At 70.3% G+C, this 26,123-nt stretch carries 29 protein-coding genes and 3 tRNA genes; 11 read left to right on the top strand and 21 right to left on the bottom strand.

Features of this window, described 5'->3' with window-relative positions:
• Nucleotides 1–92 precede the first annotated feature (92 nt).
• Together ACYVK5_RS11820 and ACYVK5_RS11815 are read right to left on the bottom strand one after the other, a co-directional pair.
• Nucleotides 93–407: a hypothetical protein gene (locus tag ACYVK5_RS11820; protein ID WP_460705103.1), complete on the bottom strand. Its 315-nt coding sequence runs from the start codon at nucleotides 405–407 to the stop codon at nucleotides 93–95.
• 75 nt (nucleotides 408–482) lie between these two features.
• Nucleotides 483–659, bottom strand: coding sequence for a hypothetical protein (locus ACYVK5_RS11815; protein ID WP_460705101.1), 177 nt, complete (start codon nucleotides 657–659; stop codon nucleotides 483–485).
• Nucleotides 660–703: 44 nt separating this feature from the next.
• Between ACYVK5_RS11815 and ACYVK5_RS11810 the strand changes: the two genes are divergently transcribed.
• Nucleotides 704–1,144, top strand: coding sequence for an SMI1/KNR4 family protein (locus ACYVK5_RS11810; RefSeq protein WP_460705099.1), 441 nt, complete (start codon nucleotides 704–706; stop codon nucleotides 1,142–1,144).
• A 98-nt stretch (nucleotides 1,145–1,242) separates the two neighbouring features.
• Nucleotides 1,243–2,010: a DUF4240 domain-containing protein gene (locus tag ACYVK5_RS11805; protein WP_460705097.1), complete on the top strand. Its 768-nt coding sequence runs from the start codon at nucleotides 1,243–1,245 to the stop codon at nucleotides 2,008–2,010.
• Between the two features lie 204 nt (nucleotides 2,011–2,214).
• Here ACYVK5_RS11805 and ACYVK5_RS11800 read toward each other — a convergent pair whose 3' ends face one another.
• Both ACYVK5_RS11800 and lpdA read right to left on the bottom strand, forming a co-directional pair.
• Nucleotides 2,215–3,615: an endo-1,4-beta-xylanase gene (locus ACYVK5_RS11800; protein WP_460705095.1), complete on the bottom strand. Its 1,401-nt coding sequence runs from the start codon at nucleotides 3,613–3,615 to the stop codon at nucleotides 2,215–2,217.
• Nucleotides 3,616–4,191: 576 nt separating this feature from the next.
• The gene (gene lpdA, locus ACYVK5_RS11795) at nucleotides 4,192–5,595 is read right to left on the bottom strand and encodes a dihydrolipoyl dehydrogenase (RefSeq protein WP_460705093.1); all 1,404 of its coding nucleotides are present in this window, start codon (nucleotides 5,593–5,595) and stop codon (nucleotides 4,192–4,194) included.
• A gap of 215 nt (nucleotides 5,596–5,810) precedes the next feature.
• On the opposite strand from lpdA, the gene ACYVK5_RS11790 reads away from it, so the two are divergent.
• Entirely contained in the window at nucleotides 5,811–6,113 is a 303-nt protein-coding gene (locus tag ACYVK5_RS11790) for an SRPBCC family protein (protein ID WP_460705091.1), read from the top strand.
• A gap of 12 nt (nucleotides 6,114–6,125) precedes the next feature.
• On the opposite strand, the gene ACYVK5_RS11785 is transcribed toward ACYVK5_RS11790, so the two are convergent.
• Entirely contained in the window at nucleotides 6,126–6,398 is a 273-nt protein-coding gene (locus ACYVK5_RS11785; protein WP_460705089.1) for an acylphosphatase, read from the bottom strand.
• Nucleotides 6,399–6,411: 13 nt separating this feature from the next.
• Between ACYVK5_RS11785 and ACYVK5_RS11780 the strand changes: the two genes are divergently transcribed.
• Nucleotides 6,412–6,543 carry an AAC(3) family N-acetyltransferase gene (locus ACYVK5_RS11780; protein WP_460705087.1) on the top strand — a complete coding sequence of 44 codons (132 nt, stop codon included), beginning with the start codon at nucleotides 6,412–6,414 and terminating at the stop codon, nucleotides 6,541–6,543.
• On the opposite strand, the gene ACYVK5_RS11775 is transcribed toward ACYVK5_RS11780, so the two are convergent.
• Nucleotides 6,540–7,208, bottom strand: coding sequence for an ArsR/SmtB family transcription factor (locus tag ACYVK5_RS11775; protein ID WP_460705085.1), 669 nt, complete (start codon nucleotides 7,206–7,208; stop codon nucleotides 6,540–6,542). The two genes, ACYVK5_RS11780 and ACYVK5_RS11775, sit on opposite strands and share 4 nt — an antisense overlap.
• 112 nt (nucleotides 7,209–7,320) lie before the next feature.
• Here ACYVK5_RS11775 and ACYVK5_RS11770 point away from each other — a divergent pair, with 112 nt between their 5' ends.
• Nucleotides 7,321–8,706 carry an MFS transporter gene (locus ACYVK5_RS11770; RefSeq protein ID WP_460705083.1) on the top strand — a complete coding sequence of 462 codons (1,386 nt, stop codon included), beginning with the start codon at nucleotides 7,321–7,323 and terminating at the stop codon, nucleotides 8,704–8,706.
• On the opposite strand, the gene ACYVK5_RS11765 is transcribed toward ACYVK5_RS11770, so the two are convergent.
• On the bottom strand, nucleotides 8,687–9,619 hold the full coding sequence (locus ACYVK5_RS11765) for an AEC family transporter (protein ID WP_460705081.1): 933 nt from the start codon (nucleotides 9,617–9,619) through the stop codon (nucleotides 8,687–8,689). The two genes, ACYVK5_RS11770 and ACYVK5_RS11765, sit on opposite strands and share 20 nt — an antisense overlap.
• A gap of 95 nt (nucleotides 9,620–9,714) precedes the next feature.
• Between ACYVK5_RS11765 and ACYVK5_RS11760 the strand changes: the two genes are divergently transcribed.
• A complete protein-coding gene (locus ACYVK5_RS11760) occupies nucleotides 9,715–10,476 on the top strand; it encodes a helix-turn-helix domain-containing protein (RefSeq protein ID WP_460705079.1) in 762 nt (253 codons plus the stop codon).
• 91 nt (nucleotides 10,477–10,567) lie between these two features.
• Here the strand turns inward: ACYVK5_RS11760 and ACYVK5_RS11755 are convergent, their stop codons facing one another.
• Entirely contained in the window at nucleotides 10,568–11,422 is an 855-nt protein-coding gene (locus ACYVK5_RS11755; protein WP_460705077.1) for an LLM class flavin-dependent oxidoreductase, read from the bottom strand.
• 212 nt (nucleotides 11,423–11,634) lie between these two features.
• Between ACYVK5_RS11755 and rnhA the strand changes: the two genes are divergently transcribed.
• Entirely contained in the window at nucleotides 11,635–12,054 is a 420-nt protein-coding gene (rnhA, locus tag ACYVK5_RS11750) for a ribonuclease HI (protein ID WP_460705109.1), read from the top strand.
• A 96-nt stretch (nucleotides 12,055–12,150) separates the two neighbouring features.
• On the opposite strand, the gene leuD is transcribed toward rnhA, so the two are convergent.
• Both leuD and leuC read right to left on the bottom strand, forming a co-directional pair.
• Nucleotides 12,151–12,786: a 3-isopropylmalate dehydratase small subunit gene (gene leuD, locus ACYVK5_RS11745; RefSeq protein ID WP_460705074.1), complete on the bottom strand. Its 636-nt coding sequence runs from the start codon at nucleotides 12,784–12,786 to the stop codon at nucleotides 12,151–12,153.
• 29 nt (nucleotides 12,787–12,815) lie between these two features.
• Nucleotides 12,816–14,336, bottom strand: coding sequence for a 3-isopropylmalate dehydratase large subunit (gene leuC / locus ACYVK5_RS11740; protein ID WP_460705072.1), 1,521 nt, complete (start codon nucleotides 14,334–14,336; stop codon nucleotides 12,816–12,818).
• Nucleotides 14,337–14,436: 100 nt separating this feature from the next.
• Between leuC and ACYVK5_RS11735 the strand changes: the two genes are divergently transcribed.
• From ACYVK5_RS11735 to ACYVK5_RS11725, 3 genes are all read left to right on the top strand, one after another.
• A complete protein-coding gene (locus ACYVK5_RS11735; RefSeq protein ID WP_123813501.1) occupies nucleotides 14,437–15,156 on the top strand; it encodes an IclR family transcriptional regulator in 720 nt (239 codons plus the stop codon).
• A gap of 145 nt (nucleotides 15,157–15,301) precedes the next feature.
• Nucleotides 15,302–15,484, top strand: coding sequence for a hypothetical protein (locus ACYVK5_RS11730; protein ID WP_460705070.1), 183 nt, complete (start codon nucleotides 15,302–15,304; stop codon nucleotides 15,482–15,484).
• 7 nt (nucleotides 15,485–15,491) lie between these two features.
• On the top strand, nucleotides 15,492–16,169 hold the full coding sequence (locus ACYVK5_RS11725) for a PH domain-containing protein (protein ID WP_460705069.1): 678 nt from the start codon (nucleotides 15,492–15,494) through the stop codon (nucleotides 16,167–16,169).
• A gap of 436 nt (nucleotides 16,170–16,605) precedes the next feature.
• On the opposite strand, the gene ACYVK5_RS11720 is transcribed toward ACYVK5_RS11725, so the two are convergent.
• From ACYVK5_RS11720 to ACYVK5_RS11670, 11 genes are all read right to left on the bottom strand, one after another.
• Nucleotides 16,606–16,678, bottom strand: a tRNA-Glu gene (locus ACYVK5_RS11720).
• Between the two features lie 37 nt (nucleotides 16,679–16,715).
• Nucleotides 16,716–16,788, bottom strand: a tRNA-Glu gene (locus tag ACYVK5_RS11715).
• A 22-nt stretch (nucleotides 16,789–16,810) separates the two neighbouring features.
• Nucleotides 16,811–16,882 (bottom strand) — tRNA-Gln (locus tag ACYVK5_RS11710).
• A gap of 96 nt (nucleotides 16,883–16,978) precedes the next feature.
• Complete coding sequence (locus ACYVK5_RS11705) at nucleotides 16,979–17,755, bottom strand: HAD family hydrolase (protein WP_460705067.1); 777 nt, start codon at nucleotides 17,753–17,755, stop codon at nucleotides 16,979–16,981.
• 13 nt (nucleotides 17,756–17,768) lie between these two features.
• Complete coding sequence (locus ACYVK5_RS11700; protein ID WP_460705065.1) at nucleotides 17,769–18,680, bottom strand: lysostaphin resistance A-like protein; 912 nt, start codon at nucleotides 18,678–18,680, stop codon at nucleotides 17,769–17,771.
• The gene (gene gltX / locus ACYVK5_RS11695; protein WP_460705063.1) at nucleotides 18,677–20,092 is read right to left on the bottom strand and encodes a glutamate--tRNA ligase; all 1,416 of its coding nucleotides are present in this window, start codon (nucleotides 20,090–20,092) and stop codon (nucleotides 18,677–18,679) included. The genes ACYVK5_RS11700 and gltX overlap by 4 nt, the downstream gene beginning before the upstream one ends.
• A gap of 49 nt (nucleotides 20,093–20,141) precedes the next feature.
• Nucleotides 20,142–20,924, bottom strand: a complete 783-nt coding sequence (locus tag ACYVK5_RS11690) for a fumarylacetoacetate hydrolase family protein (protein WP_460705061.1) — start codon at nucleotides 20,922–20,924, stop codon at nucleotides 20,142–20,144.
• A gap of 70 nt (nucleotides 20,925–20,994) precedes the next feature.
• Complete coding sequence (locus ACYVK5_RS11685) at nucleotides 20,995–21,783, bottom strand: phosphotransferase (protein ID WP_460705059.1); 789 nt, start codon at nucleotides 21,781–21,783, stop codon at nucleotides 20,995–20,997.
• 110 nt (nucleotides 21,784–21,893) lie between these two features.
• Entirely contained in the window at nucleotides 21,894–22,697 is an 804-nt protein-coding gene (locus ACYVK5_RS11680) for a phosphotransferase (protein ID WP_460705107.1), read from the bottom strand.
• A 211-nt stretch (nucleotides 22,698–22,908) separates the two neighbouring features.
• Nucleotides 22,909–23,667, bottom strand: coding sequence for a lytic polysaccharide monooxygenase (locus ACYVK5_RS11675; RefSeq protein WP_460705057.1), 759 nt, complete (start codon nucleotides 23,665–23,667; stop codon nucleotides 22,909–22,911).
• 149 nt (nucleotides 23,668–23,816) lie between these two features.
• The gene (locus ACYVK5_RS11670) at nucleotides 23,817–24,731 is read right to left on the bottom strand and encodes a class I SAM-dependent methyltransferase (protein ID WP_460705055.1); all 915 of its coding nucleotides are present in this window, start codon (nucleotides 24,729–24,731) and stop codon (nucleotides 23,817–23,819) included.
• Nucleotides 24,732–24,819: 88 nt separating this feature from the next.
• On the opposite strand from ACYVK5_RS11670, the gene ACYVK5_RS11665 reads away from it, so the two are divergent.
• Nucleotides 24,820–26,109, top strand: a complete 1,290-nt coding sequence (locus tag ACYVK5_RS11665) for a heparan-alpha-glucosaminide N-acetyltransferase domain-containing protein (RefSeq protein ID WP_460705053.1) — start codon at nucleotides 24,820–24,822, stop codon at nucleotides 26,107–26,109.
• The last annotated feature ends 14 nt before the right edge of the window (nucleotides 26,110–26,123 follow it).

The raw sequence follows: 26,123 nt of genomic DNA, 5'->3' as shown, positions 1-26,123 counted from the left end.
AAAACAGCAGAGAAACGCCCGGCCGCTGACGCGGCCGGGCGCTACTCACGGATCCGGGTCTGACCGACAAGCGTCCGTCACCTCCCTGCCGATCAGAAGTCTTCCAGCCGGATCCCTAGCTCAGTCCGGACCCTCACAGCGTCCGAAGCCGGAACCCAATCGACCTCGTAGACACCGATACGTGTCTTGTCCATCATCAGCATTCCCCCCGCATAGTCGATGAACCCCTGCTGCATCTCCTTGACGTACGTCCACGGCGCGTAGTCCTCGATCAGCCGGTCCTTGGAACCGTCGGCCCAGACGATCACGAACCACACCCACCACTTGTTTCGGGGGCGCCCCCAGAACTGCGAGACTTTACTGGCGATATGGCCACGGAACTCACCGTCCCGCCGCAGGATCGCCACCCCGCCCCGGAACGGGTCAAGAGTTGGGTCAGGTTCCGGCTCCCTCTGTGTGGGCCTTCGGCGGAAGACCATGATTCACCTCTCGTTGGGAAGTATCAGGCGCGCGTCGCGGGCTCTGGGGTCGAAGAGAGCGAACCGCCGGGCGACTGAAGCGGTCACGTGTGCCGTGAAAGCGCCACGAGTTCGCTCGACCTCGATCCTCTCGATCGGTGCCTCGCGGAGATCGTAGTCGCGGATGAGATCGTCGATCACGCTCGGGACACGGCTGCGGTCCCCAACTGCGAAAATGGGCCACTGTGACACTCGACGAATTGCTCGCCGTGCCTGGCCTCGTCGTCGGACAGCCCGCTGACCCCGCCGCGATCCGTGCCTGCGAAAACACCCTCGGTCATCCGATGCCGGGTGATCTCGCCCGTGTTCTCCTACGGGCCGACGGGATCGTTCGTGACCACGAGAACCTCGTCCGAACGGTCGAAGATATCGCCCGAACGAACGCCGAGTTCCGGGACGGAACATTCGGCAACCTGTACATGTCGTTCGACGACGCCGTCTTCTTCGGCGACCCGGCCGACGGCGACCAGTTCTTCGTCGCCACCACCGGCATCCAGCAGGTCTACCAGTGGGACCACGAGACGGACAGCCGCACCTGGGTGGCGTCCTCCGTCACCGACTACTTGGAGCGATGCATGGCGGTCCAACGCGGCGACCATCCCGCGAGGATGAGGGCTGAGAGTTGATCGGGAGTCCCCCTAAGCAGTGGACGAAGGCAAGCCGTTCGGCCTATACGAGCCGACCGGATTCTCACGCGCAGCGGCCCACCGATACGGTTCGGCGCATGGATGTGGACACGTTCCGGCGGCTGGTCGCCGAGATTCGCAAACATGGCGCAGCGCCGAACGCGCGTGATGGCGAGGCCCTGGCCAACAAGGTGGTCGATACGCTCGCGGAGCGCTTGGGGCCCGATGAGCTCTTGGCGTTCGAGGCGGTGGCAGGTGCCCTGGCCGATACCGCTGACAGCCCAGCCATGGAAGCTGCGATGTTCCTGATCGAGGGATACATCAGCGACGACACCTTCATGGACCTCCGCGACGGTCTGATCTTGCTCGGCCGTGAGACGTTCGAGGCCGCGGTCGCGGATCCGGACTCGCTCGCCGAGTACTTCGAGAACGAGCACCTCGACAGTTCGACGGGGCGCATGGGGATCGCGTTCGAGTCGATCACCTCGTGCGTTGCTGACGCCTGGGTTCGGGTGACGGGCGCAGAAGACAGGGACGTTTTCTGGGATGCAGCCGAGTCCTTCGAACGTCAGGCGGTCGTGCCCGTCAGTCCACCTGCGGACGAGCCGTCGATCCTGCACGACGCCGATGCCACCCGCGCCCGATTGCCACGCCTTGCCGAGCGTTTCCCTCACCGGTTCAAGCCACGAGCAGCAGCGCCTCTCCTGGCTCCTGCCGAAGGAGAGCCATCCGAGCGGGCAAGCCTGTCCGAATACCAGAAGGGCTTGTCAGACGGCCGGGCGGACGCGACGTCGTCGAGGCTGAGCAACAAGCGCCTCGTCCCGGACTGGGGCCGCCTGTTCTGGGAAGAACATGGCGCGGGTTAGCGGCCTGAGCTGCCAGAGCATCGGCCAGCGAACTCCGCCGAGCTTCACGTCCCGCTCGCGGCCGAGGCACGGACAACGCTCGCGCCGATCGTCGCCGCGATGTCGTCGGGCAGCGGGTACGGCCGCTCTGGCGGCCGAACTACGCGGGGGGCTGGTCGGACGGTTGCCCGTCCGACCAGCCCCCCGCGGCTCAGCGTCTGCCGGTCAGACCCGGCTCCACCGCTGGTTCGCGTTGGAGTGGCACGACCACACGATCACGGCCGTGCCGTTCGCGGTGGCCGCTCCGTTCACGTCGATGCACAGCGACGGGAACCGGACGCTGCTGATCGAGCTGCCGTTGAACGTCCACTGCTGGTTGGTGCCCCCGTTGCAGTCCCACAGCTGGACCTGGGTGCCGTTCGCGGCGTCCGGTGGGATGTCCAGGCACTTGCCCACCATTCGCAGTGTCTGGCCGTCCTGGGTGATCTGCTGGTTGGTTCCGTCGTAGCAGTCCCAGATCTGCAGTCCCGTGCCGTTGGTGCTGGTGCCGTTCGGCACGTCGAGGCACCGGCCCGCGGACTCGCTCCGCAGGCGGAACGTGTCGCCCGGTGGCTGCGACGTGCCGCCGTTGAGCGCGTCGAGGACGGCGTAGTAGGCGGGCTTCTTGTTGCCCGAGCGGTCGAACAGCAGGGGGTTGTCCGAGCGCCAGGAGGTGTCGTCGCGCACACCCCACACCGTGATGCCGGTGCACCGCGAGACCGCGAGGCACGCCTGGGTCACCGCCCCGTAGACGTTGGCCTGGTTGTTGCCCTGCTCCACGTCCAGTTCGGTGATCTGCACGTCGACACCCAGGTCCGCGAACCGCTGCAGGTTGGCCTGGTAGCTGCTGGGGAACGAGGTACCCAGGTGCGACTGGAACCCGACGCAGTCGATCGGCACCCCACGGGCCTTGAAGTCCCTGACCATGTTGTAGATCCCGGTCGACTTCGCGTTGATCCCGTCGGTGTTGTAGTCGTTGTAGCAGAGCTTGGCGCCCGGGTCGGCTTCGCGCGCCGTCCGGAACGCCACCTCGATCCAGTCGTTGCCGGTGCGCTGCAGGTTGGAGTTGCGGCGGGCGCCGCTTCCGCCGTCCTCGAAGGCCTCGTTCACGACGTCCCAGGAGTGAATCTTGCCGCGGTAGTGCGTCGCCACCCCCCTGACGTGGTTGATCATCGCCTGTCGCAGGGCCGAGCCTTCCATGTTCTGCATCCAGCCCGGCTGCTGGGCGTGCCACGCGAGGGTGTGGCCTCGCAGCTGCTTTCCGTTCTGGAGCGCCCAGTTCGCGATCTGGTCGCCCCGGGAGAAGTTGAACTGGCCCTGCTGCGGCTCGGTCGCGTCCATCTTCATCTCGTTCTCGGCCGTGATCATGTTGAACTCACGGTTCAAGATCGTGGTGTACGCCGACTCGCTCAACCGCCCAGCCGGCACCGCCGCACCGAAGTACCGCCCGCTCTGCTCGGCCGCGGCACCCAACGTGCTCTCCGCGGCCGGCGCCGGCGCGGCAACCATCAAACCGGCAACCACCGACGCGACGCACAACGCCGCACCTGCCAAGGCACGACGGCCTGGTCTTGATGTAGTCCTCATCGCAACTCCTCTTCTACGACACCTGACGTCATCGACAGGTGGGGGACCGAACAAGAAACTCCGGTCGTTAGCGATCACATATCATATAACCTGTAGGTCGGCGCTCCAGCAAGGACTGAAACGATTCGTGGGCCGCAGAAATGACCTCGTGGCCGCGCCACTGCCGCAGGACCTCGTACATCGTCGCGAGCTGACCGCACGTGTACGGGGGGCGCAGGTGGAATGTAGCCGCCACCTCGGCAGCGTCCCCGTGCTGATCAGTGAGCCCGACGCCGATCAGTCACCGGCGAGGCAGGTCTGAGCCGGAGCATCGCTCACGGAGAAGCGCTTCGCCGTCCACGTCCCAGGAAGACTGCGGTTGCCTGCCGTCATGCGCCGATGCACGTGGCCGACGACCGATCACGTTGCTGCATAGAACCGGAACGCCGTCCTGGGGAAACGGTGAGTGGGGCCCGGGACTCCTCACGACCTCAGGTGTCCACGAGACACCACACGCAAAAGAGGCCCGAACCCGCGGAATTCCACGAATCCGGGCCTCTCACCAGGCCAACCGCCCAAGGGCGGCCAACCCATCAACTAAAAGTTGATCATGTGCCCAGCCAGCCCATGAATCGACTCCTGCACCGACTCCGACAGCGTCGGGTGCGTGTGCACGTTCCGCGCCACCTCGTCCGCCGTCAGGTCCCACTTCTGCGCGAGCGTCAGCTCGGGCAGCAGCTCGGACACGTCCGGCCCGATCAGGTGCCCGCCGAGCAGCTCGTTGTACTTCGCGTCGGCCACGAGCTTCACGAAGCCGACGGTGTCGCCGAGCCCGTGCGCCTTGCCGTTGGCCATCGTCGGGAAGGACGCGACCTTCACCTCGTACCCCTCGTCCTTGGCCTGCTGCTCGGTGAGCCCGAACGACGCCACCTGCGGGGAGCAGAACGTGGCGCGCGGCATCATCCGGTAGTCGCCCAGCGTCTGCGTCTCGGCACCGGCGATGGTCTCGGACGCGACGACGCCCTGCGCCTCGGCCACGTGCGCGAGCATGAGCTTCGCGGTGACGTCGCCGATGGCGTAGATGTGCGGCACGTTGGTGCGCATGTGGTCGTCGATGTCGATCGCGCCGCGGTCGGTGAGCGCGACGCCGGTGTTCTCGAGCCCGAAACCCTCGACGTTCGGCGCGAAGCCGACGGCCATGAGCACCTTGTCGACGGTGAGCTCGCCCGGCTTGTCGTCCTTCACGCCCTTGTAGCTGACGTGGACGGACGAACCGTTGTCCTTGACGGTCTGCACGGCGGTGGAGGTGAGGACCTTCACGCCGAGCTTCTTGTACTGCTTGGCGATCTCCTTGGAGACGTCCGCGTCCTCGTTCGGCAGCGCGCGGTCGAGGAACTCGATGATCGTGACGTCCACGCCGTAGTTCTTCAGGACGTAGCCGAACTCCATGCCGATGGCGCCGGCGCCGACGATGGCGATCGACTTCGGCAGGTCGCGGGTGAGGATCTGCTGCTCGTAGGTGACGACGTTGTCGCTGAGCTCGACCCCGGGCAGCAGGCGGACCTGCGAGCCCGTCGCGATGATGACGTTGTCGAACGTGACGCGCTCCGTGCCGCCCTTGTTGAGATTGACGTCGATGGTGTTCGCGTCCACGAACGAGCCACGGCCGTCGTACTCGGTGATCTTGTTCTTCTTCATGAGGAAGTGCACGCCCTTGACGCGGCCGTCCGCGACGGTACGCGAGCGGTCCCAGGCCTTGCCGAAGTCGAACGACACGTCGCCCGACATCCCGAACAGGTCCTTGTCATGCGTGAAGATGTGCGCCAGCTCCGCGTTCCGCAGGAGGGCCTTGGAGGGGATGCAGCCCACGTTGAGGCAGACACCACCCCAGTACTTCTCCTCGATGACCGCAACGGACTTGCCGAGCTGCGCCGCACGGATCGCGGCGACATAGCCGCCAGGGCCAGCTCCGAGGAGAACGACGTCGTAGTGGGAAGCCATGGCCCCCAGCCTATGGGCAGACCGCCGATGCCGTGGCGTGACGTCCGTCATGAACCAGCACCATGGACGACGACGGCCGCCGTCGGCGCGCATGCGCCTCAGCCCCGTCTTCGGCGAGTTGCCGCCGGCCAGATTTACGCAACTGATGGTTGCGCATCAGTGGCGAGCGATATGCGTTTGCGCAACCAATAGTTGCGAGACAACGGGAGCACGCGATGAGCACTGCAAGCACGGAGCGCACGGGACGCAGCTACTCGACGTCGTACGTGGTCGAACAGTCGCCGGAGGCGGTCTACGCCGCCGTCCTGGACGTCGGCGCCTGGTGGACCGGCAGCGACATCGTGTTCGACATCGCCCCCACTGCCGACGGCACCGAGCTGCGGTTCACCCACGTCGGCCTGGTGCCGGACGTCGAGTGCTTCGACGCGTGCTCGACGGCCTGGCTGCACTTCATCGACGGCAGCCTGCGCAGCCTGATCTCGACGGGCGAAGGGCTGCCCGATCCGTTCGACGGGTGACCGCGCGCCCGCTCAATGGGTGACTCGGAATCCCGCCTCACCGCGAGGCGGAACGTCCGAGATGTCGACGGCGGTCACCACGGCCGCCGTCGGCCCCTCGCGCAGGACGGCGACCAGCGCGTCGACCGCGTCCGACTCGCCCTCGACCTCCGCCTCGACGCTGCCGTCGGGCAGGTTCCGCACGGACCCCGCGACGGGCAGCCGCCGTGCGGCGCGCACCACGGCGGCGCGGAAGCCGACGCCCTGGACCCGACCGTGCACTGTCACCCGAACCCGCTGGACCATGCCGCCAGGATAGGTGGCCGGCGCAGCGTTCGAGGACACCGGCGCGGTCGCCGTCGGACCGGTGGGGTCCGCCACCGCCCGGCTCATGGGTCAGCGGGCTCTCGTGGACTTCGCCGCGGACTGGATGGCGCGCAACCGTCCCTAGGCGCCCGCGCGTTCGAGCGGGAGGTTCGCCGCGCTCCATTCGAGGACGCCGTCCGGCAGGCGACGCGCGGCGATGCCGTGGTCCCGCAGGAGCCGGACCGCGTCGTGGGACAGCACGCAGTACGGCCCCCGGCAGGTGGCGACGACGTCGGTCCCGGCGGGGATCTCGCCGAGGCGCTCGGCGAGCTGGCCGAGCGGGATGGACACCGCGCCGGCGATGTGCCCGCTGGCGAACTCCTCGCCCGGGCGAACGTCGATCACGGTGACGGAACCCTGCTGGAGGCGCCGCAGGAGCTCGTCCCGGCCGATCTCCTCGGAGTCGTCCTCGCCGAGGAACGCGGCGGCGGCTGCCGGCAGGTCCGGGAGGTGCGCCTCGGCGATGCGCTGGACCTGCAGGTACAGCGCGGCGACGTCGGGTCCGGCGAGCCGGTAGTAGATCCGGGTGCCGTCGCGGCGGGTCGCCACGAGCCGCGCGCGCCGCAGCGCCTGGAGGTGCGCAGAGACCGTGGTGAGGTTCGTGTCGGTGGACCGGGCGAGGGCGTCGACGGACCGCTCGCCTTGGGCGAGCAGGTCGATCAGCTCCAGGCGCTTGGGGCTGCCCAGCGCCTTGGTCACCCGAGCGAACTGCTCGAAGAGCGCTTCCTTCGCCTCACGCCGTGTCTGCATCCCCGGATCCCTTCCTGATGGACAGCGCGTCGCGATCCAGCCTACTCTGTTGTCTGTTATTCCAAAGAGTTTTGGAATAACTCCCCAAACCCCGAGCGAGACGGAGCGCGACATGTCCGAGACCCGGGTCGAACCCCCGGCCCCCAGGGCGACCGAGCCTCCGCAGCAGCGCCGCACCCTGGCCGTCCTGGTCGCCGCCCAGATCCTGTCGGGCGCGGGCCTCGCGGCCGGGATCACGGTCGGGGCGCTCCTCGCCCAGGACATGCTCGGTTCGACGAGCCTGTCCGGACTGCCCAGCGCGCTCTTCACGATCGGCTCGGCGGGGGCAGCGCTGATGATCGGCCGGATCACGCAGCGGCTCGGCCGCCGGCCCGGGCTGGCCCTGGGGTACCTCGGAGGTGCGATCGGCAGTGCCGGCGTCATCGCCGCGGCGGCCCTGGACAACGCCGTCCTCCTGTTCGCCGCCCTGTTCGTCTACGGCGCAGGTACGGCGACCAACCTCCAGGCGCGGTACGCCGGAGCGGACCTCGCCGCACCGGCGCGACGCGGCCGAGCCGTCTCCACGGTGCTGGTCGCGACCACGCTCGGGGCGGTGGCCGGCCCGAACCTCGTCACCGTGATGGGCAGCATCGCCGAGTCCCTGGGCATCCCGGCGCTGGCCGGCCCGTTCCTCCTGTCCGGGGCAGCGTACGGGGCAGCGAGCCTCGTGCTGTGGGTGTGGCTGCGGCCGGATCCCTTGCTGGTGGCGCGCGAGCTGGCCGCGTCGGAGTCCGTGACGCGCGAACTGGCGGCACGCGAGGCGGCAGCGCGCGAAGCGGCAGCGCGCGAAGCGGCCGCCGGTCCCAGCGCTGCCCTTGCCGTCGGTTCCAGCTCCGCCCGCGCCGACGTGGGGAACGTGCTGACACCCATATCCAGCAACGCGGCGGGAACCGTCCTGCTCGCCGGGACCATCATGGTCCTCACCCAGGCGGTGATGGTCGCGGTCATGACGATGACACCCGTGCACATGCAGGCCCATCACCACTCCGTCGGCGCGATCGGGATGGTCATCGCCGCACACGTCGGCATGATGTACCTGCCCTCGCCACTGTCGGGATGGCTGGTCGACCGGCACGGTCCCATGCGTGTCGCCGTGGCCGCGGCGGGCGTCCTGCTGCTGTCCGGCGTCGTCGCGGCGGCCGCTCCCACCGGCTCGCTCGTCCTGCTCGCGGTCGCGCTCGGCCTGCTCGGCCTCGGGTGGAGCTTCGGGCTCGTGGCCGGCACCGCGATGCTCACGGCGGCCGTGCCGATCGAGTCGCGCGCGAAGACCCAGGGAGCGGTCGACCTGACGGTCGCGCTGGCCGGCGCCGCCGGCGGCATGGGGTCGGGCATAGTGGTCGCCGGGACCAGCTACGCGATGCTGGCGCTCGGCGGCGGCTTCTTCGCGCTGCTGATCCTGCCGGCCATCGCACTGACGGTGCGTCGCTCCGGCGCACGCACTACGCCACCAGCAGCGTGATCACCGTGATCGCCGGCACCGAGCCGATCGTCGTCACGAAGATCGCGTCGCGGGCGAGCAGCTCGGCGCGGCCGAAGCGTGTCGCGTGCACGAAGATGTTCTGCGCGCTCGGGAGCGCCGCGGTCACGGTGAGGGCGAGCAGCGCGACGTCGTCGACCCCCAGCACACGGCCGGCCGCATAGGCGCCGAGTGGCTGGACCACGAGCTTGAGCAGCGTGACGAACCCGAGCTCGAGGGCCGGCACGCCGCGGCCCGGCAACGGGCCGAGTCGCAGCGAGATGCCGTAGGCGATGAGCACGCCCGGCACCGCGAGCCCGCCGACGAGCCCCACGGGTTCCATGACGAAGTCCGGCAAGCGCAGGCCGGTCAGCGAGATCACCAGACCGAGCAGCGTCGCGACGGTGAGCGGATTGGTGAACGGCAATCGGGCCGCCCGCCAGAACGCCTGAGCCCGGGTACGACGCTGGCCCTCGCGCCCGGCGTCGAGCACCATGAGGGCGATCGGCTGCAACACGCCGAGCTGGAGCAGCAGCATCGGCGCGATGAGCGCGGCGTCGCCCAGGACGTACGCGGCGACCGGCAGGCCGAGGTTCCCCGCGTTGCAGTAGGCGGAGCACATCGCGCCGATCGCCGTCTCGTCGGGCCGGCGGCGCTGCAGCAGGGTCGCGACGAGGATGTACGGGATCGCGGCGGCGGCGACACCCGCGGCCGTCGCGACGAGGTTGCGCGAGAGGAACCCGGCGACGTCGGTCTCGGACATCACGACGAACAGCAGGCACGGGCTCGCCACGAAGAACGAGAGCCGCGTCAGGACCGTCTGCGCGTGCTCGTCCAGCAGCCTGACCGCGGCAATCCCGTATCCGACGGCGATCACGGCGGCGATGGTGGTGAACCCCAGCAGGACGTCGTGCACCTGGCGAGCGTATTCCGTCGTCGCATTCCGGCTCGGAGCCGTCTCACACGAGAACCCTGTTGCCAATTGGCAACACGGAGCGCGATCATGGGGGTATGGACATCGGGAGGCGGATCCGGCGCGCCCGCATCGGCGCGCAGTTGACAGCGCGCGAGCTAGCCCTCCTTTCTGACGTCGCGACGTCGACCGTGACCCGGATCGAGAACGGCGAGCGCATGCCTTCGTACGACCTTGCCGTCCGGCTGCTGCGCGCGGCCGACGTCGGAGAAGACCTCCAACCGCTCTCGCGGGCCTCATCGATCGGAACGGTCCGGTGGCTCATCGACCCGGAGTTCGGAGTCCGGCCTGACGACGCCGACGAGTGGATCATGAGGTGGACGAAGCTCGGTCTGCTCGACGCCGACCAGCGACCGACCGCGCTGCGGCGGCTGCTCTTCCGAGCTGCGCGCTCTGCCCGGCTCGTGGCACGTCCGTGGCGCATGGACTTCCCGCTTCACGAGGGCTGGCAGCAGGCGCAGGAAAAGCTGTCCGGTGGCGGCATCGAATGGGCCCGCACGGGAGATGCTGCAGCCAACCGAATCGTCGAGTGGGCAGACGAATCTTGGCCAGTCTTCTACGTCGACGACGTTTACGCAGCCCGAGAGGTGATCGGCAGGCCTACACGTCGTCCGGATGAGCGCGGACCCGTAATGTCACTGGTTCCGTTCGACGGCTACAGCGAGATCGGCCGTTGGAGGGACAGCGACGGATCCTGGTATGCCGACCCCTGGCAGGTGGTCATGGACTGCTTCGGCGGCGTGCAGAGGATGCCGGAGCAAGCTGACATGATCGTCGACGCCTTCGTGGAGACCGCATGACCATCGAGAACCCCCAACCGTCGGCGAAGCCGGTGCCCAGGCCCCGTTCGGCGGCCCGGCTCCGGCGACTCGTCGGGTCGTACCGCACGCATCAGACCGACGGCGGCCCCTGGCGGACCTTCTCCAGCAGGAACTCCGGTGTGACCGTCTCCGGGTCCCACCAGGATTCGATCCACCAGGTGGCGCCCGCTTCCCCCATGGCGCGCGCCTGCTCGGCCGCCTGGCCGGGATCCTCGGCCAGCTTGCCCTGCGCGACGACGTCGAACGGGCGCCGCGGGTCACGCTCCGTCCACGCCGGCTGCGAGCGCAGCCATCCCGTGAGCGCGGCGACGGAATCAGGCCCGGGTTCGTCCGCGGTGCCGCGGTTCTGGGTGACGATCCCGTCCCAGCGCAGGGTGCGGGCGAGGTTCTTGACGGGCGGCCGTGCGGGATCCCAGACGCCGGCGGGCCACACGGGGATGCGGCCGTTCACGGGCGGCTCGGGGAAGACCATCTCGCCCACCTGGGTGCGGCTGCCGGAAAACTCGAAGGGCTCACCCTTCCAGGACTCGCCGAGGTAGACGAGCACGTCGTCGAGCAGCTCGGCGCGTTCCTTGAGGCCTCTCGCCTGGCCGGGCACGGACAGGAATCCGCCGTCGTCCAGGACGCCGACGCCGACGGGCAGGACGAGGCGGCCTCCGGACAGGTGGTCGACGGTGAGCGCGCGCTGCGCGAACTCCCATGGGCGGTGCCGCGGGAGGGCGAAGACCATCGCGCCGAGCGTGATCCGTTCGGTGACGGCCGCCACCGCCGAGAGCAGGGAGAACGGGTCCCACGTGGGGCCGAAGGGACCCATGCTGATCGCATCCCAGGTGAAGAAGCCGTCCCAGCCGTGCTCCTCGCACTCGCGCGCCAGGGCGATGTGCTGCTCCGGTGTGCCGAAGCTTCCGATGAACCCGAACTTCATGCCTCAACCTCCGAGCGGTCGGACGTGATTGCTGTCTCGTCCGCCACGCTACGCCGGGACACCGACATCGACGTGGGGTGCGGGCCGGGTATGCGGTACGCGCGCGGGCAGCGGTACACCGGCAGATGCGGCGAGAGGCCCTGACCCGACTACTGTTGGACCCCGTGACCAGCCCCGCAGACACCACCGGCAGTGCCCGTCCCGTCGTCGAGATGTGGACCGACGGCGCCTGCAAGGGAAACCCCGGCATCGGCGGCTGGGGTGCGCTCCTGCGTTCGGGTACGCACGAGAAGGAGATCTTCGGCGGTGATCCGGCGACGACGAACAACCGCATGGAGCTGACCGCCGTCGTGGAGGCGCTGCGCGCGCTCAAGGGCCCGAGTGATGTGACGATCCACGTCGACTCGTCCTACGTGATGAACGGGATGAAGTCGTGGATCGCCGGCTGGAAGCGCAACGGGTGGCGGACGGCGTCCAAGCAGCCGGTGAAGAACGTGGACCTGTGGCAGGCGCTCGACGCGGAGGTCGCCCGCCACGAGGTGCGCTGGGTCTGGGTCAAGGGCCACGCCGGGGACCCGGGCAACGAGCGGGCCGACGCCCTGGCGAACCAGGGCGTCGACTCAGTGAGATAGGTCCCCGACTCAGCCGGTCCCGGGCCGCCGGAAGCGTAGCGACGGCGCCCGCAGGCGAGGAACGAGCCGAGGACGACGGAGCCCGGCGGCTCCGGACTACACAGCTCGCGCCGGCTCTACCGTCTCGGTGGGCCAGTGCTTGGCCGGGAGCGTCTTGGGGCGCCAGCTCGCGCGGGTCTCCTCGAACGCCGTGATGTCGTCGGCGTGCTTGAGGGTGAGGCCGATGTCGTCCAGCCCCTCCATGAGCCGCCAGCGGGTGTAGTCGTCGATCTGGAAGGGCACGGTGACGTCGTCGGCCGTCGCGGTCCGCGCCTCGAGGTCCACGGTGACCTCGGTGCCCGGCCGGGTCTCCAGCACCTTCCACAGGATCTCGATGTCCTCCTGCGCGACGATGCCGGCCAGCAGCCCCTGCTTGCCGGAGTTCCCGCGGAAGATGTCGGCGAAGCGCGACGACAGCACGACGCGGAAGCCGTAGTCCTTCAGCGCCCAGACGGCGTGCTCGCGCGAGGAGCCGGTGCCGAAGTCGGGCCCGGCCACGAGCACGGAGCCCGTGGAGTACGCCTTCTGGTTGAGCACGAACGACGGGTCGCCTCGCCAGGCGGCGAACAGCGCGTCCTCGAAGCCGGTGCGCGTGACCCGCTTGAGGTACACGGCGGGGATGATCTGGTCGGTGTCGACGTTGCCGCGGCGCAGCGGCACGCCGACGCCCGTGTGGGTCGTGAACTTCTCCATGAAGGTCTCCTGAAAGTAGGCCGGGCGGGTCAGCGCGCGCCGGCCGGCACGGGCATCGGCAGGTCGACGACGGTCTCGGTGATCGGCGGGGCGCCCACACCGTCGAGCGGCGAGCCGTCGAAGGTCGTCAGGTCGACGACCTCGGCCAGCTCCAGGTCCGCGACCGAGGACAGCGTCCCGCGGATCGCGGTGGCCGCTGCGACGAGCGGCGACACGAGGTGCGTGCGCCCGCCCTTGCCCTGCCGGCCCTCGAAGTTGCGGTTCGACGTCGACGCCGACCGCTCCCCCGGCGCCAGCTGGTCCGGGTTCATGCCCAGGCACATCGAGCACCCGGCGTTGCGCCACTCGGCGCCGAAGTCCTGGAAGATCTGGTCCAGACCCTCGGCCTCGGCCTGCAGCCGGACGCGGGCGGACGCGGGGACGACGAGCACCCGGACGTCGTCGGCCTTCTTGCGCCCCTTGACGACCTTGGCGACGGACCTCAGATCCTCGATGCGTCCGTTGGTGCAGGAGCCGATGAACACGGTGTCGACCTTGACGTCCCGCAGCGGAGTGCCGGGCTCCAGGCCCATGTACTCGAGGCTGCGCTCGGCGGCGAAGCGCTCGGACTCGTCGGCGATGTCGGCCGGCACCGGCACGGACGCCGAGATCGGCAGGCCCTGTCCGGGGTTCGTGCCCCACGTGACGAAAGGCTCCAGGTCGGCCGCCTCCAGGATCACCTCGGCGTCGAACTCGGCGTCGTCGTCGGACTTCAGCGTCTTCCAGTATTCGACGGCGGCGTCCCAGTCGGCGCCCTCGGGGGCGTGCGGGCGGCCCTTGAGGTACTCGAAGGTGGTCTCGTCCGGCGCGATCATGCCGGCGCGGGCGCCGGCCTCGATGGACATGTTGCAGATCGTCATCCGCGCTTCCATCGACAGCGTGCGGATCGCCTCGCCGCGGTACTCCAGCACGTAGCCCTGGCCGCCGCCGGTGCCGATCTTGGCGATGACCGCCAGGATGATGTCCTTGCTGGTGGTGCCTGGCGGCAGGGCGCCGTTCACGGTGATCGCCATCGTCTTGAACGGCGTCAGCGGGAGGGTCTGCGTGGCGAGCACGTGCTCCACCTCGGAGGTGCCGATGCCGAACGCCAGCCCGCCGAACGCGCCGTGCGTGGAGGTGTGCGAGTCGCCGCAGACGACGGTGAGGCCCGGCATGGTCAGGCCGAGCTGCGGCCCCACCTGGTGGACGATGCCCTGGTCCGCGTCCCCGAGGCTGTGCAGCCGCACGCCGAACTCGCGCGCGTTGGCGCGCAGCGTCTCGATCTGGGTGCGGCTGGTCTCGTCGGCGATCGGCCGGTCGATGTCCAGCGTCGGGGTGTTGTGATCCTCGGTGGCGATGGTGAGGTCCGGGCGGCGGACGGGTCGCCCGGCCAGCCGGAGCCCCTCGAACGCCTGCGGACTCGTCACCTCGTGGACGAGATGCAGGTCGATGTACAGCAGGTCGGGCTCGCCCCCGGTGCCACGTCGCACCAGGTGTGCCTCCCAGACCTTCTCCGCCAGCGTGCCGGCCATTGCGGGTCGCCTCCTCGTCGCTTCCAGTTTCGCCCTGCATCGGTGCTCGATCTACGTTGCCGACTTGCTATCTCACGCCCTGAGACGGCAATATCGAGGTATGGACGATACTAGCGGAGTCGGCGTACTGGACAAGGCCGCGTCCGTCCTCGGGGCACTCGAGGCCGGTCCGGCCACTCTGGCGCAGCTCGTGAACTCGACGGGTCTGGCCCGTCCGACCGCGCACCGACTGGCGGTCGCACTCGAGCACCACCGCATGGTCGCACGCGACATGCAGGGCCGCTTCGTGCTGGGTCCGCGACTCAACGAGCTCGCCACGGCGGCCGGCGAGGACCGGCTGCTCGCCGCGGCGAACCCGGTGCTCATCGCCTTGCGCGACCACACCGGCGAGAGCGCCCAGCTCTACCGCCGCCAGGCGGACCAGCGGGTCTGCGTCGCAGCGGCCGAGCGCCCGGTGGGCCTGCGCGACTCGATCCCCGTCGGCGCCACGCTCACGATGCACGCCGGTTCGGCGGCACAGATCCTCCTCGCGTGGGAGGAGCCGGACCGCCTGCACCGCGGCCTGCGCGAGGCGGTCTTCACCGCGACGATCCTGTCGGGTGTCCGACGGCGTGGCTGGGCGCAGTCGGTCTCGGAACGTGAGCTGGGCGTGGCGTCCGTCTCCGCCCCCGTGCGCGGGCCGTCGGGCCGCGTGGTGGCCGCGGTGAGCGTGTCCGGGCCGGTGGAGCGACTGTCGCGGCAACCAGGCCGACTGCACTCGGCCGCCGTGGTCGCCGCCGCGAACAAGCTCACCGAGGTGCTGCACCGGTCGGGCGAGTGACCTCCCGGGGCCTTCCGGCAGATTCTTTACCAAACCTTCGCGCCACACCGAGGCCGGTGGCCCTGCAGGCTGGACCCGGAAAGTACGCTTTGACTCGACGTGTGCTACCAGGCTCGCACGCGCGTCGTCGTCGTGAGGAAGACAGATGTCGCCCAAACTGAGGCTCGTCCTCATCTGGCTGGCAGTGATCGCTGTCGTGTCCATGATCATCAGCGACCCCAACGGGTCCGCGGACTTCGTTCTGGCGATCTGGGACATGATCTGGGGTGCGGTCCTGGCGATCGCCACGTTCTTCGAGGAGCTGTTCACGGGGATCCTGGCCGGGTGACCACTGCGTGACAGAGACCGAGGACTTTCTCCGGCGGCACAGGAGGCTGCGCAAGTACATCCTGGGCGGCGAGGGGATCGTCTTCGCCACGCACCGGCACTGGGTCCGCCTGTGGGAGCCGGTCCTCACGACGGTCGGTTCGTTCGTGGTGCTCGTGCTGGTGTTCCTGGCGGCGAGCAGCGAGATGCGCGACATCCTGGTCTGGCTGTTCTGGGGCTGGGCCCTCGTGGTGGGGCGCCTGGGGTGGAAGTACCTGGAGTGGCGCCACGACTGGCTGCTGCTGACGAGCCTGCGGCTGATGACGGTGACGGGTTTCGTGGTGCAGTCGGTGGCGACGATGCCACGCGACAAGGTGACGGACCTCGGCTATCGCCAGGACCTCATGGGCCAGATCCTCGGCTACGGCACGTTCCACTTCGAGTCGGCGGGCCAGGACCAGGAACTGAGCACGGAGCACTACATCCCGAGCTCGGACGCCCTGTACCGAACCTTGATGACCGACCTGTTCCACCCGGACGCCGACCCGAAGCCACCCCCGATGCCCCCGTCCATCCTCCCGAAGCAGCGGGAGAACCAGGACACCGCCCACACGGACCTGGCCCCGGACCCGACCACCGACACCTCGTCCCGCTCGACCCCGCGCACCCAGCAGATCAAGATCCGCCCGTCCCACGGCGAGGACTGACTGTGCGACGGGCCCACCGCCCGCCGAACCGCAGAATCGCCCCGCGGTCAGCTGCCGAGCCGCATGTTGAATCGTGCAAATCGCGCGTTGGCACGATTCAACATGCGGCTCGACAGCCCGCCACGAGAGGATCCTGCGGTTCTACGAGCCACCGCGAGACGATCCTGCGGTTCGGCCATCCTGGCGGGGGCTCAACCGGGACGGGTGGCCGTCAGGCCCAGTGGCCGGCGTCGGGCCCAGCGGCCCGCAAAAGACACCCCAGCCCACCACCCAACGAAGCCCGGAGCCCTACCCAGCCATAACGGAGGCAAGGGGCAAAGCCCCAGGGCGGGGTCCGGGGGCGTGCCCCCGGGGCGGGGGGAAAGGGGCGGAGCCCCCAAAAAACAAAGAGACGGAGCGGTTCGGCAAGCCGAACACACTCCGCCCATCCGTCTCGTACCCCCAGCGGGATTTGAACCCGCGTTACCGCCGTGAGAGGGCGGCGTCCTAGGCCGCTAGACGATGGGGGCCTGGAACTGCAAACCGGCCGGAGCCGGTGGACCTGCGTACCCCCAGCGGGATTTGAACCCGCGTTACCGCCGTGAGAGGGCGGCGTCCTAGGCCGCTAGACGATGGGGGCCTGAGACTGCTGCTGTACTGCGCTGGGGTACCAGGACTCGAACCTAGACTAAGTGGACCAGAACCACTCGTGCTGCCAATTACACCATACCCCAAGGGGGTGTCCGCTCCCTCCACTCGGGAGGGCGTCACCGAGGGAAAACACTACCCGAGAGTCGCCGACCTGCCAAAGTGGATTGAGGTGCGGTGCATCACGCCGTCGCGGAGGAGTGGTCCCGGCCTCCGGAGAGCGCGGCGAGCAGCTCGTCCAGCCCCGCGATGACGGCGACCCCGGACGCGCGCATCGCGTCGTGATCCTCCGTCTCGTGGAGCCGCTTCCGCACGCCGTGCCGGGCCAGCCACACGCCGAGCAGGCCGGCGTCCCGTGCCGCCTCCGCGTCGACGACCGGCTCGTCGCCCACGTACGCCGTCCGCGCGGGGTCGGTCCCCAGCTTGCGCGCTCCCTCGACGAAGACCCGGGGGTCCGGCTTGCCGAACCCGAGCGTGTCCACCCCGACCAGCACGGGCAGGCCGGACAGCCCGACCGACGCCAGCTTACGCTCCTGCAGCTCCACGGACGCGTTCGTCACGACCCCCAGGCGCAGCCCGGCCTCGCGCGCCGCCGCCAGCGCGGGAGCGGCGTCGTCGAACGGGGTCCAGGACTTCTCGAAGGTGCCCCAGAACAGGTCGTCCCACTCCTCGAAGAGTTCCTCCGTGACGGGCTCCCCGCCGAAGGTCTCGTGCAGCAGCACGGCCCGGTGGCGACGCTGCGTGCGGTGGTCCAGCTCCCCCCGGGTGTACCGGCGGTACCAGCCGTCGGGGTCCGACCGCCACTGGTGCAGCATCTCGTCGAGGCGTTCCGGCCCGGCGGCCGGCAGGTAGCGCTCCCGTACCGCGTCCAGCGCGCGGGCGAAGGCCCCGCGCGTGTCGACGAGGGTGTCGTCGACGTCGAACAGCACACCGTCCACCAGCCACTCCTTCTCCGTCATACCGGCCCGCCGGTCAGCTCTGGACGAACCGCTGCGCCCGCCGCCAGCGGGCGAAGGCCAGCAGGGCCGCGGCGGAGACGGCCGTCCCCGTCATGCTGAGCACGCCGGACAGCGCGCTCACCTCGGTGATGAGCATCGTCTCGGCCGTGGTGCCGGTGGCGATCGCGGCGCCGAAGGCGAACAGGTTGTTCACCACGTGCAGCGCGATGGCGCACTCCAGGCCGCCTGTGCGCCAGACGAGCACGCTCGCCACCAGGCCGAAGAAGAACCGGTCCGCGAACAGCCACGGGTTCTGCAGCCCGTGCGCGAGCGCGAACAGCGTCGCGGAGATCAGCATCGGCAGCACGACGGCGAGCCACGCCGGCCGGCACCACGCCCCCACGACCTGCTGCAGCCAGCCCCGGAAGAAGTACTCCTCCCCCGTCGCCTGCAGCGGCGTGGTCAGCAGGATCACGAGGGCGACGAGCTGCCAGCCCGGATCGGGGGCGATCGTGAGCTGCTCGCCGGACGTCGGCGCGAACCACTCCGGCACCAACCCGAGCGGCACCAGCACGAGGACGGACACGCCCGCCGCACCGAGCAGGAGCCCCCAGCGCAGCCGGCCGGTCACCGACGAGACCAGGCCGGGCCGCCCCGTCGCGACCAGGGCCGCCAGCAGCGCGATCGGGATCGGGATCGCGAGGGAGATGTTCGTCGCCAGGAGCCCGAGCGGCGTGGCCAGCCAGCCGTCGTCCAGGACGGCGGTCTCGAACTGGTTCAGGAACGCCGCCGGGTCGTGCGCGAGGATCGCGCCGATCTGCGCGAAGGCGGACCAGACGAAGAACACCCCGGCCCCGGCGATCATCACCGTGATCGCGAGCAGCGGCCTCCACCAGCGGTGCCGCGGCCCGCGCCACGCCTGCGGGTAGGGGTGGAGCTCCGTCATGCAGCCAGCCGCTCGATCGCGGCGTCCACGCGGGCCAGGGTGCGCTCGCGCCCGAGCACCTCGAGCGACTCGAACAGCGGCAGCCCGATCCGGCGGCCGGTCACGGCCACCCGCACCGGCGCCTGCGCCTTGCCGAGCTTGAGACCGTGCTTCTCCCCGACGGCGGTCACCGTCTCCTTGAGCGGCTCGCCCTCCCATGTCGCGTCCGCGAGCGCCGCCCGCATATCGGCGAGCAGGCCGGCCGCGTCGCCCTTCATGGCCTTGTTCCAGGAGTCCTCGTCGATGGCGGGCTCGTCGAGGAACAGGAAGTCGACGTTGTCGGTGATCTCGGCGAGCAGTGCGACGCGGGTCTGGGCGAGGGGTGCGACGGCGTCGAACGCCCGCTGGTCGAACTGCTCGGGGGTCCAGAGGGCGTGCGGGGCGGTGAGCCAGGGGGCGCAGGCGTCCTTGAACTCGTCGAGCGGGAGGGCCCGGATGTACTCGCCGTTGAAGGCGGTGAGCTTCTTCAGGTCGAAGAACGCGGAGGCGGAGTTGACGTCCTCGATGCGGAAGCGGCTCACGAGTTCGTCGAACGGGAGGATCTCCTCGTCGTTGCCGGGGGCCCAGCCGAGCAGCATGAGGTAGTTGACCATGGCGGCGGGGAGCACGCCTTCGGCGAGGTAGTCCTCGAGGGCGACCTTGTCGCGGCGCTTGGAGAGCTTCTGGCGCTTCTCGTTGACGATGACGGGCAGGTGCGCCCAGACGGGCGGGGTGGCGCCGAGCGCCTCCCACAGGAGCTGCTGCTTGGGGGTGTTGGACAGGTGCTCCTCGCCGCGGATGACGTGGGTGATGTGCTCATCGATGTCGTCGACGACGTTCGCGAGGAGGAACACGGGTGAGCCGTCGCCGCGCGCGACGACGAAGTCCTCGAGCGTGTCGTTCGGGAAGACGGGGTTGCCGCGGATGAGGTCGACGACGTGCGTCTCGCCGTCGTCGGGGGTGCGGAAGCGCAGGGCGCGGCCGTCGGCCTGCTCGAGGCCGCGGTCGCGGCAGTGGCCGTCGTAGCCGGTCTGCTTGTTGCCGGTGCGGGCGAGGACGTCGTCGCGGGTGCAGTCGCAGTAGTACGCCTTGCCGGCGGCGTACAGGCGCGCGGCGGCGTCCCGCTGGATGCCGGCGTTCGCGGACTGGTAGTAGGGCCCCTCGAAGGCCGGGTCGGCGGAGGTGATGCCCAGCGACGCCATCGCGGACAGGATGCCGTCCACCCATTCGGGCTTGTTGCGCGAGGCGTCGGTGTCCTCGATGCGCAGCACGAAGATGCCGCCCTGCTGCTTGGCCACGGCCCAGTTGAACAGGGCGGAGCGGGCGCCGCCGACGTGGAACATGCCGGTGGGTGACGGGGCGAATCGGACGCGTACGGTGGTCGAGGAGTTCACGCAGCCCAGCGTAGTCGGCGTGTCCGACACCGCCGGGCGGGGGCGTGGCTCAGCCGCGCCGCAGCACGGGGTTGGCGAGCACGCCCAGCCCCTCGACCTCGCACTCGACCCGGTCGCCGTGGTCCATGAGCCCGACGCCGGCGGGCGTGCCGGTGAGGATGACGTCGCCCGGCAGGAGCGTCATGGCCCGGGAGATGTAGGAAACGAGGAACGGCACGTCGAACACGAGGTCGCGGGTACGGCCGTCCTGCTTGGTCTCGCCGTTCAGGCGAGAGGTGACGCCGACGTCCTCGGGGTCGAGGTCGGTGTCGATCCACGGCCCGAGCGGGCACGACCCGTCGAAGCCCTTGGCCCGCGCCCACTGCCCGTCCGTGCGCTGCGCGTCGCGTGCGGTGACGTCGTTGGCGACGGTGTAGCCGAGGATGTACGACGGCGCCGCCTCCTCGGTGACGTCCTTGCACAGCTTCCCGATGACGACGGCGAGCTCGGCCTCGTAGCCGATCTCGTCGGAGAAGTCGGGCAGCACGATGGGGTCGTCCGGCCCGATCACGGAGGTGTTCGGCTTGAGGAACAACAGCGGGCTGGCCGGCACCTCGCCGCCCATCTCGGCGGCGTGCGCCGCGTAGTTCTTACCGACCGCCACGACCTTGGACCGCGGGATCACCGGCGCCAGCAGCCGGACGCCGTCGCCCAGTTCGACGCGCTCGCCGGTCGGCATGGCCGGCATGTACATCGGGTCGCCGCCGAGCACGGCGAGGAAGGTCCTGTCCCCCTCGGTCTGCACGAGGCCGAACCTGGGGTCGTCTCCGGTGGTGAATCTCGCGATACGCACGCGAACAATCTACGTGCCCGACGGCGGTGCCGGCGTCGCGCGGCCGCCCGCGTCCGGTCGTGGCGTCGGGTCAGGTCACGTCCCAGAGCAGCCGGTAGTAGGCGATGCGTTCCGGGTCGGGGTCGATGCCGTACGCCTCGTACACGAGGTGCTCGTAGCCGGGGCCGTAGTTCCACACGGTGCTGAGGGCGGCGATGGACAGGTCGGCCCATGGGTCGGCGACGCCGAGCCGGCCGAGGTCGACGTGCGCGGCCCAGGTGCCGTCGTCGTGCAGCAGGGTGTTGGGGGCGCAGGCGTCGCCGTGGCAGACGACGGGGCCGACGACGACGGGGGTGTCGGCCAGGTGCGCGAGCGTGCCGGCGTCGGCCTTCCCGGGGAGCACCCGGGCCACGCGCTCCTCGGCCGACCACGTCCACGGGCAGGCCGCGACCGGCAGGGTGTCGTGCAGTGCGCGCAGCGCGACGCCGATCGCGGGGACAGCGTTCTCCGGTGCGGCGATCCACCGCGGGTCGACGGCGGTCCGCGCCTCGATCGCTTCCGTCACCAGCCACTCGGCGGTGTCGTCGCGCCCGTGCTCCAGCACGACCGGCACGGGCGTGTACGACGCCGCCCAGCGGAGCCGCTCGGCCTCGTCGGCCAGATCGGCGTCTCCCGGGTGGTCCGCCGCGCGGGGCCGCCACTTGACATAGCGGGAGCCCTGGGGACGATCGCCGCGGTCGAGCACGGCGTCCCCGGCCACCGGATCGAGGCGAAAGGTCAGCCCGCCCGCCTCGTTGCTCCAGACGGGTGTGACGCGATCACCCCCGGCGAGACGGCGGACGACCTCGGGCGCGACGACAGGCTCGGTCGGAATGGACACGACGGCAGGATAGGCGAGCCACCGCGGCGCATGGCAGGAGGTTGCTTTCGCTTCAGCCCCCTGTTTCGTAAGGAACCTCGTGCTCGGCCGGCTCGGCCCGGCCGACCCCACTACCCGCGCGGCCGTCGCCGGAGCCGCTTGCGGTGCTGTTCGACGACGTCCCACAGCCGGCGGTAGTAGTCGATCCGCTCCGGATCGGGGGCGACGCCGTACGCGTCGAAGAACTCCGCGACCAGGCGTGGATCCTGGAACCGCCGGGAGATCGAGCGTGACGCCGCCGCGATGTCGCTCCAGCGGTCGGCGACGCCGAGCTCGCCGAGGTCGACGTGCGCGGCGAACGTTCCGTCGTCGTGCAGAAGCGTGTTGGGGACGCAGGCGTCGCCGTGGCAGACCACGAGGCGGTCGACGGCCGGGGCCGGCCCGACGGCGGCCCGGACCTCCGCGGGGAGGGCCGCGGTCCGGGCGGCGGGTGTCCACGTGAAGGGGCAGTCGGCCACGGGCGCGGTGTCGTGCAGCAGGCGCAGGCCCTCGCCGATGGCGCGTGCCGCGGCGCGCGGTTGCTCCCGCCACCGCGGGTCGATGGCGGAGGTGCCGCGCCGTTCCTCGGTGAGCAGCCAGGCGCCGTCGTCGCCGCGTCCGACGTCGAGCACGCGCGGGACGACGGCGAACCTGCCGGCCCACGACAGCCGGCCGGCCTCGGCGAACGGGTCCGGGCAGGGCGAGTCGGCGGGCACCCACTTAAGATAGCGGGCGGGCCGGGTCTCCGCCCCCGCGTCCTCGAGGCGGAAGGTGAGTCCGCCCAGGTCGTTACGCCAGACGGGGGTGACGCTCCCCCAGCCCACGTACCAGCCGGCGAGCGCGTGCACCGCGTCCGGGATCTCGACAGGTGCGGGGTGGACACCCCGCACGACCATGGTCGGCACGCGATCATGCTGCCATGAAACGGGTGAAAAATGGATCCCAGTTCTCGGGTATGGCGGGTACAGACCGACATCGGTCCGTCCGTGTCATCGCGCACCCGCGGCACCGGGCACCACCCGCGGCGGAAGCGGGCGCCCGCCTCCGCCGCGGGTGGCTCGGTCGAGCCGGTCGATCAGCGTCGATCGACGTCGGCCAGGACGCCGGTCAGCAGGCCCCGAGATCCTCCCAGACGTCCCACTGGCCGGACTCGCTGGGCACCTCGCCCTGGGTCCACCACTTGGCCCGGTAGTGGTTGCCCTGGTACGAGACCTCCGCGCCGCCCAGGTAGGCGACATCGGCGACCCACGCGGCCGCGGAGCACTCGCCGGGGTCGGGGTCCGGCGGGTCGGTCGGGTCGCCGCCGCCACCGCCGACGTTGACGTCGATGCACGCGTAGAACGCCATCGCCGTGTCGTAGACGTTCCACCGCGCGAGGATCGTGTGGTTGCCCGACGGCAGGCCGGACAGCGTGTGGTGGACCGTCGACGGCGGCTGCGCCCCGCCGTCGTCGAAGGTGCGGAAGAGCTGGCCGTCCACGAAGTACTCCCACGTGGAGGTCCGGTGGTTCGCCGTGATGGTCCACGTGAACGTGTGCGTGCTGCCGATGGACGTGCGCGGCCACGCGAGGGAGTTGTCGTCGAGGTTGGTGAAGCGCGAGCCGCCGGAGCACTGCATCGAGCCCTTGGGGGCCTCGACGCTCTGCGGCTCGTACTGGATGCCCTGGCAGTCGTGGCTCACGGTGCCGTTCGCACAGTGATCCTGGCGGCTGGGCGGGTCGGAGACCCAGCCGTGCGCCTGGGCGGACGGCATGGCGGCGAGCGACGTGATGGCCAGCGCGAACACGGCCAGGACGGCGAGCGCCAGGCGACCCGGCGTGAGCCGGGTCGCGGGAAGTGCTGCTCGGGAGAGCGTGGTGCCTTTCATATCGGATCACCTCGGTCTGTGGATGCGGCGAGGACGGCCTCCGCGTCGCGATCGGTCCACTCGACCGTAGGAATAAGGTCACTCACCTGACAATTGGGGCAACCACGTAGCAGGGGAAGCCCGTACCCCGCCCGCCGCCGGGCCGTGGCTCAGGCCCGGGCCAGCACCTCGCCGTGCAGCACGGCGAACCAGCCGTCGTCGGCCGCCGCCCACTCCTGCCAGCCCTGTGCGAGCTGTTCCAGGCCGACCTCGTCGGCCAGCGCCGACTCCCTGGCCTGCACCGCGAAGTTCGACTCCGTGCACCGCTGCGCCCAGAGCTCGCCCCACCAGCGCCGGTCGTCGGGGGTGGCGTAGCACCACGAGCTGGCGGTGGGCACGATCCCGGAGGGGTCGAACCCGGCCTCGCGCACCCAGGACAGGAGGTGTCGGCCGGCGTCGGGCTCGAAGCCGTACGCGTGCGTGACCTCGTGGTAGAGCGTGTTCCACTCGGTCAGCTGAGGTGACGCCGGGTACCAGGCCATGGCCGCGTAGTCGGCGTCGCGCACGGCCACGAAGCCGCCGGGGCGTGCCACGCGCTTCATCTCGCGGAGCGCGACGACGGGCTCCGAGAGATGCTGCAGGAGCTGATGGGCGAAGACGATGTCGAACGTGTCGTCGTCGAACGGCAGCTCGTAGGCGTTGGCCTGCTCGAACCGCACGTTCGCCGCCGGGTGCTGCGCGGCCAGCTCGCGGGCCGAGTTCAGGACGTCGGCGGCGGCGTCGACGCCGACGGCCTCCCCGTCCCCGAGCTTCTCCGCCAGGTCGACCGTCACCGTGCCCGGGCCGCAGCCGACGTCGAGCACCCGCATGCCCTCGCCGAGGCGGGGCAGCAGGAACGCGGCGGAGTTCGCGGCGGTACGGGCGCGATGCGATCGCAGCACGGACTCGTGGTGGCCGTGCGTGTACGACTCCGACTCCTTCGTCAGGTCGCTGCGATGGTGACCGGGCGCGTCGATCGCGTCGACGGGATCGGTCCCTGCGGGCATGTCGTGTGGGGGCGCCGCAGGTTCGGTACTGGGTCTCATATGTTCACGCTACCCAGGTGAGGCGGGCGTCACACAGAGGTTCTCACGGACCGGGACAGGGCTGAGTGAGACCTGCGAGGATGCCTCCATGTCCAAGCCGTCAGCAGAACGGGCGCCCGTGGAGCCGGAGACCCCGGACGCGTCCCCGGGGGATGCCGCGCCGTCGGAAACGACGTCATCAGGGACGACGGCGGTCCGGGGCCGGCCGGGCATGCTCGCCCGCACGGCAAGCCGCCTCCTCGGCGGCCCCGGGCGCGTTCCCGGGGTCGACATCGCCCGCGGGCTGGCCGTGCTCGGCATGTTCACGGCGCACGTCGGCGTGACGTCCGCCGACCTCGGCACGCTCGAGGGCTGGCTGGGGTTGTCGCACGGGCGCTCGTCGATCCTGTTCGCCACGGTGGCAGGCGTGTCGCTGGCGCTGGCGACCGGGCGCCGGGAGCCGCCGTCGGGCACGGAGCTGGCCACGGCCCGGGTGATGGTCCTGGCCCGGGCGGCCGCGCTGCTGGCGCTGGTCGCGTTCCTCGACCTCCTGGGCACCCGCGTGGCGCTGATCCTCGGCTTCTACGCGGCGTACTTCGTGCTGGCGCTGCCGTTCCTGCGGCTGCGGCCCTCCGAGCTCGCGTCGCTCGCGGTGACGGTCGGCGTGCTCGGGCCGCCGATCGCGTACTACGGCCCCGAGGTGCTGACCCGGCTGGGACTCCGGCTGCCGCGCGACGGCTCCGGCGCGTTCACCGACTTCCTGCTCACGGGCCACTACCCGGCGATCGTCTGGATGGCGTTCGTGCTCGCGGGCCTGGCGGTGGGGCGCAGCGACCTGAGCAGCCTGCGGCTGCGGATCGGGCTGGTGGCCGGTGGCTTCGGCGCGGCCTTCGTGTCCGCGCTCGTCTCTGCGGGCATGACCGCGACGGCGGGCGGACGTGAGGCGATCGAGGCGAGCGTCCAGGAGACCACCAGCCGCTGGTCGGGCCCGGACGCGCTCGGCCTCGGTGACCCGTGGCCGGCGCCGGGCTACCTCTGGCTCGACGGCCCCCACGACGACACGATGTTCGAGGTCTTCGGTTCCGGCGGGTTCGCGCTCGGGGTGATCGGGCTGTGCCTGTTCGCCGGCCGGGCCGGCGCGCGCGTCCTGGCGCCGCTGGCCGCCGTGGGCGCGATGGCGCTGACCGTCTACTCCGCGCAGATCGTCGCGATCTGGGCTGTGACCGAGGGCGGCTTCGACCTGCTCGACCCGCCGACGAACGAGCCGCTCGGCTGGATGGTGCTGGTCACCCTGGCGGCGGCGACCCTCTGGCGGGCCCTGTTCGGTCAGGGCCCGCTGGAACGCGTGATGGCGGCGTGGGTGCGGTGGGTCACGGGGACGGTGGCGGCGCTCCGCTGACGCGCCTGGGCACG

The organism is Myceligenerans halotolerans (assembly GCF_054782975.1).
Note: the sequence above shows the minus strand (reverse complement) of the source record. Positions and strands in the feature narration are given on the sequence as shown.

What these genes read in the sequence shown, in the direction of transcription:
- ACYVK5_RS11770 (WP_460705083.1), top strand. Translation starts at nt 7,321, where the DNA reads ATGTCCGAGACCCGGGTCGAACCCCCGGCCCCCAGGGCGACCGAGCCT.
- ACYVK5_RS11785 (WP_460705089.1), bottom strand. Translation starts at nt 6,398, where the DNA reads ATGGTCCAGCGGGTTCGGGTGACAGTGCACGGTCGGGTCCAGGGCGTC.
- ACYVK5_RS11730 (WP_460705070.1), top strand. Translation starts at nt 15,302, where the DNA reads ATGTCGCCCAAACTGAGGCTCGTCCTCATCTGGCTGGCAGTGATCGCT.
- ACYVK5_RS11775 (WP_460705085.1), bottom strand. Translation starts at nt 7,208, where the DNA reads ATGCAGACACGGCGTGAGGCGAAGGAAGCGCTCTTCGAGCAGTTCGCT.
- ACYVK5_RS11700 (WP_460705065.1), bottom strand. Translation starts at nt 18,680, where the DNA reads ATGACGGAGCTCCACCCCTACCCGCAGGCGTGGCGCGGGCCGCGGCAC.
- rnhA (WP_460705109.1), top strand. Translation starts at nt 11,635, where the DNA reads ATGTGGACCGACGGCGCCTGCAAGGGAAACCCCGGCATCGGCGGCTGG.
- ACYVK5_RS11680 (WP_460705107.1), bottom strand. Translation starts at nt 22,697, where the DNA reads ATGGTCGTGCGGGGTGTCCACCCCGCACCTGTCGAGATCCCGGACGCG.
- ACYVK5_RS11755 (WP_460705077.1), bottom strand. Translation starts at nt 11,422, where the DNA reads ATGAAGTTCGGGTTCATCGGAAGCTTCGGCACACCGGAGCAGCACATC.
- ACYVK5_RS11790 (WP_460705091.1), top strand. Translation starts at nt 5,811, where the DNA reads ATGAGCACTGCAAGCACGGAGCGCACGGGACGCAGCTACTCGACGTCG.
- ACYVK5_RS11760 (WP_460705079.1), top strand. Translation starts at nt 9,715, where the DNA reads ATGGACATCGGGAGGCGGATCCGGCGCGCCCGCATCGGCGCGCAGTTG.
- ACYVK5_RS11670 (WP_460705055.1), bottom strand. Translation starts at nt 24,731, where the DNA reads ATGAGACCCAGTACCGAACCTGCGGCGCCCCCACACGACATGCCCGCA.
- leuD (WP_460705074.1), bottom strand. Translation starts at nt 12,786, where the DNA reads ATGGAGAAGTTCACGACCCACACGGGCGTCGGCGTGCCGCTGCGCCGC.
- lpdA (WP_460705093.1), bottom strand. Translation starts at nt 5,595, where the DNA reads ATGGCTTCCCACTACGACGTCGTTCTCCTCGGAGCTGGCCCTGGCGGC.
- ACYVK5_RS11705 (WP_460705067.1), bottom strand. Translation starts at nt 17,755, where the DNA reads ATGACGGAGAAGGAGTGGCTGGTGGACGGTGTGCTGTTCGACGTCGAC.
- ACYVK5_RS11805 (WP_460705097.1), top strand. Translation starts at nt 1,243, where the DNA reads ATGGATGTGGACACGTTCCGGCGGCTGGTCGCCGAGATTCGCAAACAT.
- ACYVK5_RS11665 (WP_460705053.1), top strand. Translation starts at nt 24,820, where the DNA reads ATGTCCAAGCCGTCAGCAGAACGGGCGCCCGTGGAGCCGGAGACCCCG.
- leuC (WP_460705072.1), bottom strand. Translation starts at nt 14,336, where the DNA reads ATGGCCGGCACGCTGGCGGAGAAGGTCTGGGAGGCACACCTGGTGCGA.
- ACYVK5_RS11800 (WP_460705095.1), bottom strand. Translation starts at nt 3,615, where the DNA reads ATGAGGACTACATCAAGACCAGGCCGTCGTGCCTTGGCAGGTGCGGCG.
- ACYVK5_RS11675 (WP_460705057.1), bottom strand. Translation starts at nt 23,667, where the DNA reads ATGAAAGGCACCACGCTCTCCCGAGCAGCACTTCCCGCGACCCGGCTC.
- ACYVK5_RS11735 (WP_123813501.1), top strand. Translation starts at nt 14,437, where the DNA reads ATGGACGATACTAGCGGAGTCGGCGTACTGGACAAGGCCGCGTCCGTC.